The 15118-nt window shown below is 47.7% G+C and carries 9 protein-coding genes; 5 read left to right on the forward strand and 4 right to left on the reverse strand.

The annotated features are described in order from the left end of the window. Positions 1–171: 171 nt before the first annotated feature. Positions 172–2127, forward strand: coding sequence for a DNA topoisomerase (ATP-hydrolyzing) subunit B (gyrB, locus tag ASG33_RS06025; RefSeq protein ID WP_056281359.1), 1956 nt, complete (start codon positions 172–174; stop codon positions 2125–2127). A 162-nt stretch (positions 2128–2289) separates the two neighbouring features. After that, positions 2290–4596: a polyphosphate kinase 1 gene (gene ppk1, locus ASG33_RS06030; RefSeq protein WP_056281361.1), complete on the forward strand. Its 2307-nt coding sequence runs from the start codon at positions 2290–2292 to the stop codon at positions 4594–4596. Here ppk1 and ASG33_RS06035 read toward each other — a convergent pair whose 3' ends face one another. The 3 genes from ASG33_RS06035 to ASG33_RS06045 are packed head-to-tail and all read right to left on the reverse strand — an operon-like array spanning position 4597 to position 9099. After that, positions 4597–7071 carry a bifunctional UDP-N-acetylmuramoyl-tripeptide:D-alanyl-D-alanine ligase/alanine racemase gene (locus ASG33_RS06035; RefSeq protein ID WP_056281362.1) on the reverse strand — a complete coding sequence of 825 codons (2475 nt, stop codon included), beginning with the start codon at positions 7069–7071 and terminating at the stop codon, positions 4597–4599. Positions 7072–7107: 36 nt separating this feature from the next. Continuing rightward, on the reverse strand, positions 7108–8238 hold the full coding sequence (gene corA / locus ASG33_RS06040) for a magnesium/cobalt transporter CorA (protein ID WP_229238571.1): 1131 nt from the start codon (positions 8236–8238) through the stop codon (positions 7108–7110). 6 nt (positions 8239–8244) lie between these two features. Then, positions 8245–9099, reverse strand: a complete 855-nt coding sequence (locus ASG33_RS06045) for a universal stress protein (protein ID WP_056281365.1) — start codon at positions 9097–9099, stop codon at positions 8245–8247. A 431-nt stretch (positions 9100–9530) separates the two neighbouring features. Here ASG33_RS06045 and ASG33_RS06050 point away from each other — a divergent pair, with 431 nt between their 5' ends. Further along, a complete protein-coding gene (locus ASG33_RS06050; RefSeq protein ID WP_056281367.1) occupies positions 9531–10931 on the forward strand; it encodes a dicarboxylate/amino acid:cation symporter in 1401 nt (466 codons plus the stop codon). 28 nt (positions 10932–10959) lie between these two features. After that, entirely contained in the window at positions 10960–11316 is a 357-nt protein-coding gene (locus ASG33_RS06055) for an ArsC family reductase (protein WP_056281369.1), read from the forward strand. Here the strand turns inward: ASG33_RS06055 and ASG33_RS06060 are convergent. Next, complete coding sequence (locus ASG33_RS06060; RefSeq protein ID WP_056283353.1) at positions 11313–12533, reverse strand: THUMP-like domain-containing protein; 1221 nt, start codon at positions 12531–12533, stop codon at positions 11313–11315. The genes ASG33_RS06055 and ASG33_RS06060 overlap by 4 nt on opposite strands. 137 nt (positions 12534–12670) lie before the next feature. Between ASG33_RS06060 and acs the strand changes: the two genes are divergently transcribed. Continuing rightward, on the forward strand, positions 12671–14560 hold the full coding sequence (gene acs, locus ASG33_RS06065) for an acetate--CoA ligase (protein ID WP_056281371.1): 1890 nt from the start codon (positions 12671–12673) through the stop codon (positions 14558–14560). The last annotated feature ends 558 nt before the right edge of the window (positions 14561–15118 follow it).

Genomic DNA, 15118 nt, shown 5'->3' on the forward strand with positions numbered 1-15118 from the left:
TTTTACCGTTAGATTACCCAATCCGAATATTGGTTAATTAATATTTCCACCTGCTTCATCCCGTCGCAACAAATCGTTCCCCAAGGCTGGATTCCTCCGAAAAAAAACGTATCTTTACATGCTTAAAAAGCCTGAAAATGGTTCTTTTTATCCAAGTGAAAAACAAACTATATGTCAAACGAAACAGTGCTTGAAGTAAACAGTTATTCAGCTGAAAATATCCAGGTTTTAGAAGGTTTAGAAGCCGTCCGCAAACGTCCGGCGATGTATATCGGTGACACTGGTTTTAAGGGAGTTCACCATTTGATTTGGGAGGTTGTTGATAATTCCATTGATGAGGCAATGGCCGGCTATTGCGATACCATCAATGTTACAATAGAAAAGAATAATTCTATTACAGTACAGGATAACGGTCGGGGTATCCCTACGGGAATGCACCCCAAAGAGAAGCGGTCTGCACTTGAAGTAGTACTGACTGTGCTCCACGCCGGTGGTAAATTTGATAAAGACACATACAAGGTTTCGGGAGGTTTGCACGGGGTAGGGGTTTCCTGCGTAAATGCACTTTCTATACATCTCCGCGCGGAGGTTCACCGCGAGGGAAAAATATTTGAGCAGGAGTTCAGTGAAGGCAAGCCGCTTTATGCTACAAGGGTAATCGGAGAGTCTGAAAAGACAGGGACATTCATCCATTTCCTTCCTGACTCAACCATTTTTACAGTAACTGAATTTAAATACGAAACCGTAGCAACCCGTTTGCGCGAACTTTCGTACCTGAATAAAGGAATACGCATTACCCTGGAAGACAAAAGGGAAGAGGATGAAGAAGGCAAGTTCCGCGGCGAAGAGTTTTACTCAGAAGTAGGTTTGAACGAATTCGTTACCTACCTCGATGCCACAAGACAGCCGCTTATCCCGCAGCCGATCCACATGGAAAGCGACAAAGGCGCGATTCCCGTGGAAGTGGCGATGATGTACAATACGTCGTACAGCGAGAATGTGTTTTCTTATGTGAACAATATCAATACCATCGAAGGCGGAACGCACGTTTCCGGTTTCCGGGCTGCATTGACCCGTACACTGAAAAACTATGCAGAGAAGTCGGGTATTCTTGCAAAAGAAAAAGTAGAGATCAGCGGTGACGATTTCCGCGAAGGTTTGACAGCTGTGATCTCCATTAAAGTACAGGAGCCGCAGTTTGAAGGTCAGACCAAAACCAAGCTGGGTAACTCGGAAGTAACAGGTGCAGTAAGTCAGGTAGTGGCTGAAATGCTTGATACCTATCTGGATGAGCACCCGAAAGAAGCGCGTGTGATCATTGATAAGGTAATCCTGGCTGCCAAAGCACGCATCGCCGCTAAAAAGGCGCGTGAGATGGTGCAACGGAAAAACGTGCTAACAGGTACGGGACTTCCAGGTAAACTTTCTGACTGCTCGGAAACTGACCCTAACGTTTGCGAACTGTACCTGGTTGAAGGGGACTCGGCGGGTGGAACTGCCAAGCAGGGCCGCAACCGCGCCTACCAGGCAATATTACCATTGCGTGGTAAAATCCTGAATGTGGAAAAAGCACAGGAATACCGCATTTATGAAAATGAAGAGATCAAGAACATGTTCACCGCGATGGGCGTGCAGATCGGAAAGGATGGAGACGAAAGGGCGCTGAACATCGATAAGCTGAGGTACCACAAAATTGTGATCATGACCGATGCGGATATTGACGGAAGCCACATTCGCACGCTGATCCTGACGTTCTTTTTCAGGTATATGAAAATCCTGATCGACCACGGGTACATCTACATTGCCCAGCCGCCGCTTTATCTCGTGAAAAAAGGACGCGAAGAGCGTTACTGCTGGACAGAATTACAAAGAGAAGAAGCGATCAGAGAAATAGGCGGAGGGAAAGAAGATTCCGTGAACGTGCAGCGATACAAAGGTTTGGGAGAAATGAATGCGGAGCAGCTCTGGGAAACAACAATGAACCCTGACAAGAGAAGCTTGAAACAGGTTTCTGTTGAATCAGCAGCAGAAGCCGACCATTTGTTCTCTATGCTGATGGGCGATGAAGTAGCTCCGCGGCGTGATTTTATTGAGAAAAATGCAAAGTATGCACGAGTTGACGTATAGCGGCTGATTCACATCGGATCAATCGAAACGGATGGTTGTCACTGGCAGTCATCCGTTTCTTTTTGAGCCAAAATTTAACAGAAACTTCATCGACCCGAAAACAATAGATTATTTACATTCGTTGAAATTTTAGCAGGTTTCCTACAACACATTAGATTAGTTATGTCCGATTCGAGTAACCATACATATAACAGTGAAAAAAAAGGTAAGTTGACAAACTTGTTAGCATTCTTTAAGAGCTCCAAGGAGCCCGTTCCTTCGGAAGAAAGCAAGGCGATCACCTTGTCGGAGAAAGCTACTACCCAGGTCCAGCAAAGCGATATGATCAGTCGTGACCTGAGCTGGCTGAAATTCAACGACCGGGTACTCGATCAGGCACTGGATGAGAGCAGGAACCTTTTCGACCGCCTCAAATTCCTGGCGATCACATCTTCCAATCTCGACGAGTTCTTCACGATCCGGGTAGGCAGTCTTTACAATTACCTGGACTTCGGAAAAGAGCGGCTTGATTATTCAGGCTTGCGGGAAATTCCTTTCCGGAAGGTGATGATGCGCGATATACACGATTTCGTGCGCAGGCAGAATGAATGTTATACCAACCAGTTGAAGCCCCTTTTCTCTAAACACGGTTTTCGCATTGTTGACCTGGAAGAAACCACGGAAGAGGAGAAGAATGCAGTGGAAGAGTATTTCGAGCGCACCGTTTACCCGATGCTGACACCGATGCTCTTTGACTATACCCATGCATTTCCGGTTTTGCTTGCCAAAGTACTGGTGCTCGGCGTGATCACGCAGGTAAAAGGAACTACCTCCGAGGAGGATAGAAAACTGTCTTTCGTGCAGCTTCCATTGAACCTGCCGCGATTTTACGTCATTGAACGTGAGGACGAGCTGCTGTTTATACCCATTGAAAACATCGTCAGAAAGCACATTAACAAGCTTTACCGGAATGTAGATATCGCGTCGACGAACCTGTTCCGCATTATCCGCAACGGTGATTTTACATTGGAGGAGAGCGATGATATCGAAGCAGATTTTATCGACGAGATCAGGCAGAAGATCAAAAGCCGGAGACTGGGGCGTGTAGTGCAGGTTTCCGTAGAGCCGGGTATTAATCCTGACTTGCTTAACCTGATCAAAAAACGCTGGGAGATTGACGATTACAATGTGTTTCCCACCGAAGGTTTGATAGACTACACGGCTTTTTGGAATATCATCAAACATCCGGAATTTAAAGACCAGATACCGCCGATCCACCCGCCTGTGCCACCACTAGGGCTGGACAGGGACCGTATTCCAGATATTTTCGAAACCATGCGGGAGCGGGATATCCTTTTACATCATCCCTACAACAACTTTGAGCCTGTATTGCAGCTGCTCGAACAAGCCGCAGAGGATCCGAAGGTATTATCTATTAAGCTGACCATTTATCGGCTTGCAAAGAATTCACGTGTTACCGAGGCCCTTTTACATGCAGCGGAAAACGGCAAGCACGTGGCAGTATTGTTTGAGGTAAAAGCGCGCTTTGATGAAGAGAATAACATCCGCGAGGCGCAAAGGTTGCAAAAGGCAGGCTGCTTTGTGATTTACGGAATCGGGTTGCTCAAAACGCATACAAAACTGCTGCTGATCGTCAGAAATGAAGGTAACAGGGTATTGCGGTACGCGCATTTGTCGAGCGGGAATTACAATGAGGATACATCAAGATTGTATACGGATACCGGGCTGCTAACTTCCAATGAAGAATACACGCACGATATCTCTGAGTTTTTCAATGTAATAACGGGCCATTCTATCCCCACGGAATACCAGAACCTGATCACTGCGCCGCGGTATATGCGCGCCAAGCTGATCGAACTGATCCAGCAGGAAGCAGAGAATGCGAGGGCCGGACTGAAAAGTGGTATCTGCATTAAGATCAACTCACTTGAAGACAGGGATACGATTCTGGAACTGTATAAAGCTTCGGAAGCAGGTGTGCCAATCCGCCTGATCGTACGGGGAATGTGCTGTTTGCGGCCAAAAAGGAAGGGATTAAGTGAGAATATCACTGTCAGGTCACTCGTAGGCAATTTCCTTGAACACTCTCGGATCTTCTACTTCCACCAGAATGGAAATCCGCTGGTATATGGTGGCAGTGCCGATGCGATGGTAAGAAGCTTCGATAAACGCATTGAGTCGCTTTTTAAGCTGGTAGACCCACGTGTGCGGCAGCAGGCGATCCACATTCTTTATTACAGCTTGCAGGACAATGTGAATGCTTACGAATTGCAGGAAGACGGATCATACGTCAAATGCGAAATCGAAGAAGGCGTAGCGCCGCTGAACGTGCACGAAGCTTTTTACGACGTCAAGCTGGACGAAGTAATGGCGACGCATTTGTTTGAAGAGGAAGACAAAAAGGCAGAAGCTGCGCTGCTCACGCCGGCTGAGCCTGAAATACAAGCCCAGGCCGGCAGCGAAGAATAGTTACTCTTTAAAAAATACCCGTTTTACACGATCTCCTATGCCAGTCAGAATCTCATAGGGGATCGTGTTTATTTTTTTGGCAAGATCAATAATAGGTACCTGCCTGCCAAATACGATCACTTCGTCTCCCTCTTCGGCATTTGCCTCGGTCACGTCGACCATTGTCATATCCATACAGATATTCCCGATCGTAGGGCAAAGCGTCCCGTTCACCCAAACCTGCCCGACACCGTTCCCCAGGCGCCTGTCGTATCCGTCGGCATAACCGATCGCCAGGGTAGCAATTGCCGAATTGTGCCTGATCTGACCTTTTCTGCTATAACCGACCGTTTCGCCGGTTGTCAGGTATTTGATCTGCGAAATGACCGTTTTGAGGGTACCGCTGTGCTGCAATGCACTTTGCTCCTGGCCTGTTGCTTCAACCCCGTAAAGTCCGATCCCAAGCCTGACCATATCCAGCTTGTATTCCGGAAAACGGACAATGCCGGCAGAGTTCAGAATGTGTTTCAGTACATTGTAGCCAAGCGTGTTTTCAAGCAAGGAGGCGCCTTCGATGAACTGGGCATATTGCTGTTTTGAAAATTCATTATGCACACCTTCATCAGCACCGACGAGGTGTGAGAAAATGCTGGCTACTTTTATTTCAGGATGTTCTCCCAGTTTTTGCATTAGCCAGTCAAGATCGTCGGCAACAAAGCCGAGCCGGTGCATTCCGGTATCGAGTTTTAAATGGATAGGAGGTATGTAAGAGCCTGCGGGCAGTTTTTCAATGTAGGCGATCCAGTCGGCCAGTACGCGGCGACTATATATTTCGGGTTCAAGCCTGTGCTGAAGTAGCAGATCAAATGTGGGCGTTGCCGGGCTCATCACCATAACAGGCAGGTTGATCCCGTTTTCTCGCAAAACAACACCTTCATCTGCATACGCAACTCCCAGATAATCGACCCTGTGGTATTGTAAAAGTGCTGCAACTTCGGCACTGCCGCTTCCATAGGCGAAAGCTTTTACCATCGCCATTATCTTCGTTTCCTTTCCTGCTTTTGCGCGATAGTAGTTGAGGTTGTGTACCAATGCGTCCAGGTTGATTTCCAGTACAGTACCATGCGCTTTTTGCTGTAAACGCTGCACGATCTTCTCAAAAGAGAATGGACGCGCGCCTTTTACAAGGATTAAGCTGTCGGTTAATGATTCAAATGGAAATTCTTTCAGGAAAGCTTCCGTGTTATTGTAAAAAGATTGAATGGGGAAATCAAATAGCGCTGCCTGGCTGCTGATCTGCGGACCGATCGCAATCAGCTGATGGATATTCTTCTCTCTTAAAAGGCTGGCCACGGACCTGTACAGTTCAGCCGGGGTTTGCCCGGTTTGTAAAAGATCTGAAATGATAACCGCCTTTTTCTGTCGCTGTTCCTGCTGTCCCAGGAAGTTGAGCGCCATTGCCAGCCCCTGTATATCATTGTTGTAGGTATCGTCGACCACATAATTGTGATTGATCCCTTCTTTCAGCTCCAATCGCATGGATACCGGACGGAGTTGCCTGATTTTCTGCTGAACCTTGTCAGCAGAAATGCCGAAATCAAGCATAAACACAATGCAATGAACCAGGTTTTCAAGCGAAGCCTCGTCGCGGAATGCAGTTTCAAAAATGTGACTGCCGAGCGTACCCTGTAACCGTATCTGCGTTTTGTCAGGGTGAACCTCGAAACTTACCTGTATATCAGCACCGGAGCGGCTGCTGCCCCAGCTTACCGTTTTCAGAAATGTATTGACGGGTTTCAGTATCAGCCTGATTTCTTCATCTATATCCGTGTAATCCTTCCTGTATATCAGCTTTCTGACCTTGGTGAAAAGGCGGAGCTTTTCTGTGATTTTCTGCTTGCGGCTCCTGAAACCATTATCATGCGCAGAACCGATGTTTGTAAAAATTCCGATTGTGGGCTGCATAACAGGTTGCAGGTATTCCATTTCATGTGCCTGCGAGATGCCCGATTCGAAAATTCCCAGTGTATGTTCATTGCTGATGTTCCACACAGAAAGCGGTACACCAATCTGCGAGTTGTAGCTTTTGGGACTCGCTACGATCCGGTGCTCGGGAGATAGAAGCTGCACCAGCCACTCTTTCACGATCGTCTTCCCATTGCTGCCCGCGATCCCGATCACAGGAATATCGAACTTGCTCCTTTTCTCCGAAACCAGTTTTTGCAAAGCGCGGATCGAAGAAGGTACGATCCAGATTTTGGCGTCGTTCCAGGCGGCCATTGTCTCGCGCAGCTGTTCGGGTAGCTGTGCATCTTCGAGCACAAATTCCCGCACACCCATTTCGTACAGTTCAGGGACAAAGTGATGCCCGTCGTGACGCTCGCCTTTGATCGCGAAAAATATACTTTGTTCCGGAAAAGATACCTGGCGGCTGTCAGTAAGAATGTAAGCGGCTGTGGTTGAGATAGGTTGAGAGATCGTCGGAGTAAAGCTCATTCCAATGCATTTTTAAACGGCGTAAAGGTATCAAACCTACATCCATTTTTTGCTTTTGAAATAAAATATCAACCCTGTTGTGACTACCGCCATTAATCCCCAGACATAAAAATAGCCGTACCGCATTTTGAGCTCGGGCATGTATTCAAAGTTCATCCCGTAAACACCTACAATGAATGTAAGCGGCATAAATACCGCCGAGAAAATCGTCAGGGTTTTCATAACCGAGTTCATCCTGTTGCTGATCGTCGACAGATGTACGTCGGCAAGGCTGGCTACCAATTCGCGGTACGAATCAATGGTATCCAAAACCTGCATTACGTGGTCATAAAGGTCGCGGTAGTAGGGAATTACGTCTTTGGAAATCTGAATATTATCTTCCCTGATCAGCTGATTGAGCATGTCGCGTAGCGGCCAGATCTGCCGCCGGGCCAGGGTAAGCTCGCGTTTCAGCGCGTAAAGTTGTTTGAGTGAAATGTCTTCCGTTCCCCTGATAACCTGATCTTCAACAGTATCCAGCTCGTCACCTAATTTTTCGAGTACGATAAAGTAGTTGTCTACCACCACATCGAGCAATGCAAAGAGCAGGTAATCAGGCCCGTTTTTGCGCGTTTTGCCCACCGAGGCTTCAAGCCTGGAAAGTACCGGAGAGAAAATGTCGCTCGTCCGTTCTTCCTGAAATGAGATCAGGTAATTCTTTCCCAACACAAAACTCACATGCTCGGACGAGATGCAGATAGGCTGTTCAGTCTCAATGTTCAGCATCTTCAAAGTAAGGAACAGCTGTCCCGAATCATAGAGTTCGAGCTTGGGCTTGTGCTCGGTATTCACCACATCCTCCAAAAGCAATGAATGGAGATGGTAAATATTCCCGAGCTTCTGGATCAGTTCAATTTCGTGAATCCCGTCGACGTCAAGCCAGGTTACAACAGGTTCTCCTTCTCCGGCAGGAAGACAGTCTTTCAGGGACTTGACCGCCTCATCTTTGATCATCTTTTCATTATACTGGATCCTGCGCACCGTTGTTTTGAGCGCGATTTCCGGGCCTACATAAGTAAGTGTGCCCGGCGAAGTCAGCAGGTTGCGGCGTTTGTACCGCTTCGTTTTTCTGATCAAAGGCGTAAGCTGATCGCTTTCAAGCCCCTGGATTAGTTCTTCCTTACTCAATTAGTTTCAGGATTTAAGGTGAAAAACAAGCAGCGGTACGTGGGTATCGATGACCAGTTTTCTGGTAACGCTCGGGTTGATCAGGAACTCTTCGATAAATGAACGTTCGCGCGCAGACATAATGAGCAGATCCGCGCCTGCTTCGTCGCAATATTCTTCAATTCCGTCCAGGACATGATTCGCTTTTTTATAAACAATCTGATCCTCCGCGATCGCAAATTCAGCCTTGATCTCATCTATATACTGATTGTCGGGCTGGATATTCGGCTGCGCGTCAGACTGGATTTTCAGTAAAGTAAGCTGAGCGCCCAAATGGTTGAGCAAAACAAAAACTTCCTTGAGAATGTCATTTTCATCATATTCAAACTGAGTGGCATATACGACCTTGCTGAACGTGGTCGGATTGCTCTGCGGCGGTATCACAAGCACCGGGCATTTGGATTGCAGCGCAATATGCGTCGCTGAGCTTCCTATCAGCTTATCCAAAAAGCCGCCGGTTCCGGTCCGTCCCACAATGACCATAGCGGGCTGATGTTCCTCAATGGCCTCTTCCACAACAGACTGCACACTACCCAGCATCCACAACGCGCGCGCATTGTAGCCTTGGGCAACGAGGTTGTCGGCGTATTGATCCAGCCTGTTTCGGTAATCATCTTCGAGGTCCGTGGTCATTGCCAGGAAATCCGCGCCGCCTACTCCGGGCAAAACGCCGCCGGGCGTAAGGTTCACATCGGCGATATAGGGCTGGTAAGCATGCAGGATAAGCAGCTCGGTAGCTCCTTTTTCGGCAATGATCTTTGCGGCATTCAGGGCGTGCTCGGCGTTCTCGGAAAAATCAATCGGGATCAGTAGGCGGTTCATAAAATGACGGTTTGAGTTGGGAAAATGCAGTGCCCGAACATATTCAATTTAAGAACTGGATCAAAGGATTCAGGTCAGTTTTCATAATTTGGTAAGATAAAGCTGAATGTGGCTGGCTGCTGCAAATTTCGTCCTGTATGCAGAGGCATGTTAAATTTTTATGCCAAATTAGACCTGTAAAACTGCAACCTGAGACCAACCGGGTTTCTTCTTCCTTTATATATTTGCATTAATCCCAGCTTTAGTATTCTGTAAGAAACAGTTTTTTATTTTATTTTCCTGATCAAACCTGGTATAAACGATAGTAATGTTGAATTAAGGCAATAATTAAATTCTGCAAACGGTGAGAAATGCAGATGCTTCATAGCTGGCCTTAAATTGATTTTTAATAAGTTTACTATCGCAAACCGATCTCCCACTTCAATCCTGATATGAAGAGCAAAATTACGTTAATCAACATTGCATTAGTTACAGTAGCGGCTATCGCCTCAGTGCTAAGCGCCTACGATATTGTTCCCCTTTCTGATACAGTGCTTATTTCCCTCCGCTGGCTCGCGCTGGCAAGTCTGATCGTTTACGCGATCATCAAAAAGAACCTGACGACCTCTATCCTGATCTCCATGCTGGTTGGGACGGAAATCGGCTATGATTTTCCAAAAATGGGAACAGAGCTGCATTTCTTGCGGCAGATATTCCTGCAGATGATCAAAACGGTTATCGCGCCGCTACTTTTCGCGACCCTGGTGACGGGTATCGCCGGTCACTCTGATTTGAAACAGGTAGGCCGAATGGGCTGGAAGTCGCTTTTGTACTTTGAGGTAGTTACCACATTTGCATTGCTGATCGGGTTGTTTTTTGCGAACTGGTTTAAGCCGGGCGAAGGAATTATTCCACCCGAAAGTCTCAATGCGACTTTGCCTAAGGTAAGCGAGCAAACCTGGCAGGATATCGTGCTGCATTCGTTTCCTGAAAACATTGCGAAGTCCATTTACCACGGGGAGGTTTTACAAATTGTGGTTTTCAGCGTCCTGTTTGGTATAGCGCTCGCATTGATGCCGTCAGTGAAGAAAGAGAAGTTTGTGCACGGGGTTGAGTTGCTGGCTGAGGTCATGTTTAAGTTTACCAAAATCATCATGTACTTCGCACCGATTGGTGTAGGCGCCGCCATTGCTGAAACGGTGGGGCACATGGGTATTGATGTTTTGAAAAACCTTGCATTGCTGCTCGCGACGCTGTATTGCGCATTGATCGTCTTCATCCTGATCGTATTTGTCCCTGTTGCTTTAATCGCGAGGATTCCGGTGATCAAGTTTGCCAAAAATATTTTCGAGCCTGTTTCCATTGCATTTGCTACTACCAGCTCCGAATCCGCATTGCCCAAAGCAATGGAGAAAATGGAGAAGTTTGGAGTGCCCCGGCAGATTGTGTCGTTTGTAATGCCAACAGGTTACAGCTTCAATCTTGACGGGTCCACCCTCTACCTCGCACTTGCGACGGTGTTCGTGGCGCAGGCTACCGGTACCGAAATGTCGCTGGGACAGCAGCTCACGATGGTATTGCTGCTGATGCTCACCAGTAAGGGGGTTGCGGGTATTCCGCGCGCCACGCTTGTGATTCTGCTCGGCGCGATTGCCAATTTCGGGATGCCCGAATGGCCGGTACTGCTGATTATGGGTATCGACGAGTTAATGGATATGGGCCGCACATCGGTGAATGTGATTGGTAACTGTCTGGCTACGGCGGTAGTAGCACGCTGGGAAGGAGAGCTGGACGATGAAAAAATGCACAACTCCGACCTCATTCCTGACGACGCTGCAATCCCTGGCGTTTAATCTAATATTCAGTTTTAATTAAAATTTCATGCTGACCGTTTACGGAATCCCCAACTGCGATACCATCAAGAAAACCCGCACCTGGCTGGATAAGAACAATGTAGCTTATACTTTTCACGATTACCGGAAAGACGGGATTTCGGAAGAGAAAATCAGCCAGTGGTTTAAGGAACTACCCTGGGACAAGGTTTTAAATAAAAGCGCTACCACCTGGAAAGAGTTACCGGCTGAACAAAAAGCGGATGTAACAGGTGGGGAAGCTGCGGCTAAGATCCTGGCGGCCAATAGTTCCGCGATCAAGCGACCTTTAATTGAAGACAGCACCGGCAAGGCGATACTTGTTGGTTTTTCAGAAAAGGAATTCACCGAACGGTTCCTGAACTAGGCTTTTCGGGTTACAATTACCGTTTTAGTATTATTGGAGAGGGTAGTGGCAAACAGATAAAAGTCACCGCCCTCTTTCAGTTTCCACTTTTTCCGTAAATCTTCTGTTTTCGCCGGAAAGTTGCGGGTGGTGAGGTTTGCCTTGCTGCCGCCGATGAACTTTGAAATCTCCTTTATATCCGGTTTGCATTGCGCAACAATCGAAAATGCGCGTCCCGGGAAGTCCGTTACCAAAGTTTCGGAAGTGTACAGCTGACTATTTACCGCCAGCTTCTTTAACCCAAATTTTTCACAAACCGTTTTAAATGCGCCGGCTTTCAAAACTGCTGCATGCGGCTCGTATAAAAAGGCGAGCGGCTGGTCAAAGGCAGCTTCTGCGTCCCTTTCTTTTTCCCTGTCAAAATCCAGCGCATGCAATGCATTTCCTTGTTCGTCCACAATGCGCGCTTTGATAGTAAATGAAGGCTCCCGGTGATTTCTGTCAAGAATAAAGAGCAGTTCTTTGCATTCACTTTCATAGCCCACCACGTGCACTTCTTTCAGGTTTGTCAAAGCCTTGGCAGCAAGGTCGATGTCCAGCAGGGGAGAGGTTTTGATCAGGATGTGAGGTGCGAGGCTCAGCAGCAGTTCCTGGTTTGCGGGCAGATCAGGGGCACAATCGGCGAGCTGCACTACTTTCTCCTTATGCTCATTTCTCCGCGCCGGATCAGCATATATCCAGTCGGAATAAATGGGAGTAGCTGCTAGTGATTGCAGGGAATCTGCGTGGTGTACAATGATGTTTTTTGCATTCAAGTGAAGGAAATTAACACGCGCTGCGGCGGCAACTTGTTCCTGCATTTCGAAATAATGTACCTCGCTGAATTTTTCGCTCATGTAAAAACAATCGACGCCCATTCCGCCAGTAATGTCGGTGAGCCGCTCGCCGGAGACGAAAGTGGCCTTGTACCTGGCAGTTGCCTGAGAGGAAGATTGTTCGACCGACAGCGCCGGCGGAAAGAGGAGTGCAGGGTGGCGCGACCATTCGGGGAGCTTGCGCGCGGCCTTTTGTCTGGCCAGGATCTGCCCTGCCATTTTCTTGATATCCAATCCATTCACCGGTCCCGGTTTCAGGATCAGCTCGTTGATATCCCGGTGCCGGTTTTGTTGTATAAAATCAATCTCAGCCTGGCTCAAACCGGCTTCCTGATCGTCGGATCGGGTAATTGCCTCATTCATAACACTCTTGTACAAGCAGGTTTCCAGCCGTGAAAGTACACTTTTTTGGCTTTGCCTTTTCACATTGTACAATGGCGAATAAAATGATAACTTGTCGCCTCAATATCCTAATTTCCCTAAGTTAACCTTTAAAAATCATGAGAATTAAGACCTTTGAAGAGTATCAGGTTGCCTACAAACATAGCGTAGACGATCCCGAAGGTTTCTGGGCAGAGATAGCCCAACAATTTCAATGGCGTAAACCCTGGAAAAAAGTACTGAGCTGGGACTTCAAAGAGGCGAATGTGAAGTGGTTTGAAGGGGGAGCAATGAACATTACCGAGAATGCGCTTGACAGGCATTTGGAAACAAAGGGAGACCAGCCCGCTCTGATCTGGGAGCCTAACGATCCCGAAGATCGCGCCGTTTCGATCACCTACCGCGTGCTTTACGACCGCGTTTGCCGCTTTGCCAATGTGTTGAAAAAACACGGTGTCAGGAAAGGTGACAGGGTTTGTATTTACCTGCCGATGGTTCCCGAGCTCACTGTGGCGGTACTTTCCTGCGCGAGAATCGGCGCGGTGCATTCAGTTGTTTTTGGCGGATTTTCAGCAAAATCCATTGCAGACAGGATCAATGATGCGCAATGCACCATGGTGATCACATCCGATGGCGCATTCCGCGGCTCGAAGGTGATACCGATGAAAGATACTGTGGACGAGGCGCTTGTACAATGCAGCTCGGTAAAGAATGTAATTGTGATGACGCGTACCCGCACACCCGTTTCCATGCTGAAAGGCAGGGATATGTGGTGGGAAGAAGAAGTAAAGCACGTGGATTCAATCTGTCCGGCTGAACCAATGGATGCAGAGGATATGCTATTTATCCTTTATACTTCCGGCTCAACAGGTAAGCCCAAAGGGGTTGTGCATACTTGCGGAGGTTACATGATTTATACGACCTATACTTTTGCAAACGTATTCCAGTACGAACCCGGCGAAGTTCACTTCTGTACGGCAGATATCGGCTGGATTACCGGGCACAGCTACATTGTATATGGTCCGCTTTGCTATGGAGCCACTTCGGTTATTTTCGAAGGTGTGCCTACTTACCCCGATGCAAGCAGGCTGTGGAAAATCGTTGAAAAGCACAAAGTAAACATCCTGTATACTGCTCCTACCGCTATCCGCTCACTGATGAGCTTTGGTCTGGACTATGTAAAGGGGCATGATTTCTCTTCTCTGACAAAATTAGGCTCCGTAGGAGAGCCGATTAATGAAGAGGCGTGGCATTGGTTTAAAACCAATATCGGCGCAGATCATTGTCCGCTGGTGGATACCTGGTGGCAAACAGAAACAGGCGGTATCATGATTTCGCCGCTGGCTGGGATTACGCCGGAAAAACCAACTTATGCGACTTTGCCACTTCCCGGAATCCAGCCGGTGCTGGTGGACGAGAATGGTCAGGAGATCGAGGGCAACGATGTAAGTGGTAACCTTTGTGTCAAATTCCCATGGCCGGGCATTATCCGCACGACCTACGGCGACCACGAGCGTGCGAAGCAAACGTATTTTTCCACTTACCCTGGTATGTATTTCACCGGAGATGGTTGCTTGCGCGACGAAGACGGATACTACCGCATTACAGGCCGGGTTGATGATGTATTGAATGTGTCAGGTCACCGGATCGGCACTGCGGAAGTGGAGAACGCGATCAATATGCATTTGGGCGTGGTTGAATCGGCAGTAGTCGGTTATGCCCATGATATTAAAGGGCAGGGGATTTATGCTTATGTAATTGCCGAGAACGAAGTGGACGATCCGGATATGTTCAGAAAGGACATAGCAGCCACAGTATCACGCATCATTGGCCCGATTGCGAAACCGGACAAAGTTCAGTTTGTAACAGGTCTCCCCAAAACCCGCTCGGGTAAAATCATGCGCCGCATTCTAAGAAAGATTTCGGAAGGTGACGTAAATAACCTTGGGGATACCTCCACGCTGCTTGATCCAGGCGTAGTAGAAGATATCAAAAAAGGTGCATTGTAGTTGTTGCATTAATTTCAATAAGTGATAAACAGGAGCCCCGATTTCGGGGCTTTTGTCGTTTGTAGCGGTTTGGCGCAGCGATACCAGATAATTGCAGATTAGCGGCTTGGGTGCAGCATTATCGAGGTAATTGCAGGGTGGTGTTTTGGGTGCAGCATTATCCAGTAATTGAAGAGTAGCGGTTTGGGTGTAGCATTATCCAGGTAATTGAAGAGTATTAAAGTGGAAAAGCCACCAGTCCGCAGCCCCAGCGGGGCTCCCTGTTTATAGAAAAGCAATGCCATTTATATCAAGGGCTCCTGCGGAGCCTCCTGTTTTTCTCGCATTGGAATTGAGTAGGAGGCTCCGCGGGAGCCCCATTCTTTGGCGATGTTACATTTCTATAAACAGGAGGCTCCTCTGGAGCCCTGCGCTTTGACAATGTTATACTTCTATAAATAGGGGGCTCCTCTGGAGCCGAATTCAACTGGGAACTGTCCCTTTGCTATAAAAGGGGAGCCCCTCGGAGCCACATTACCCATTGAACGCTTTACAATCGGCGAATTTCAAAATCAAAAA

Origin of the sequence: Dyadobacter sp. Leaf189, from assembly GCF_001424405.1 — a bacterium.
GTDB lineage: Bacteria > Bacteroidota > Bacteroidia > Cytophagales > Spirosomataceae > Dyadobacter.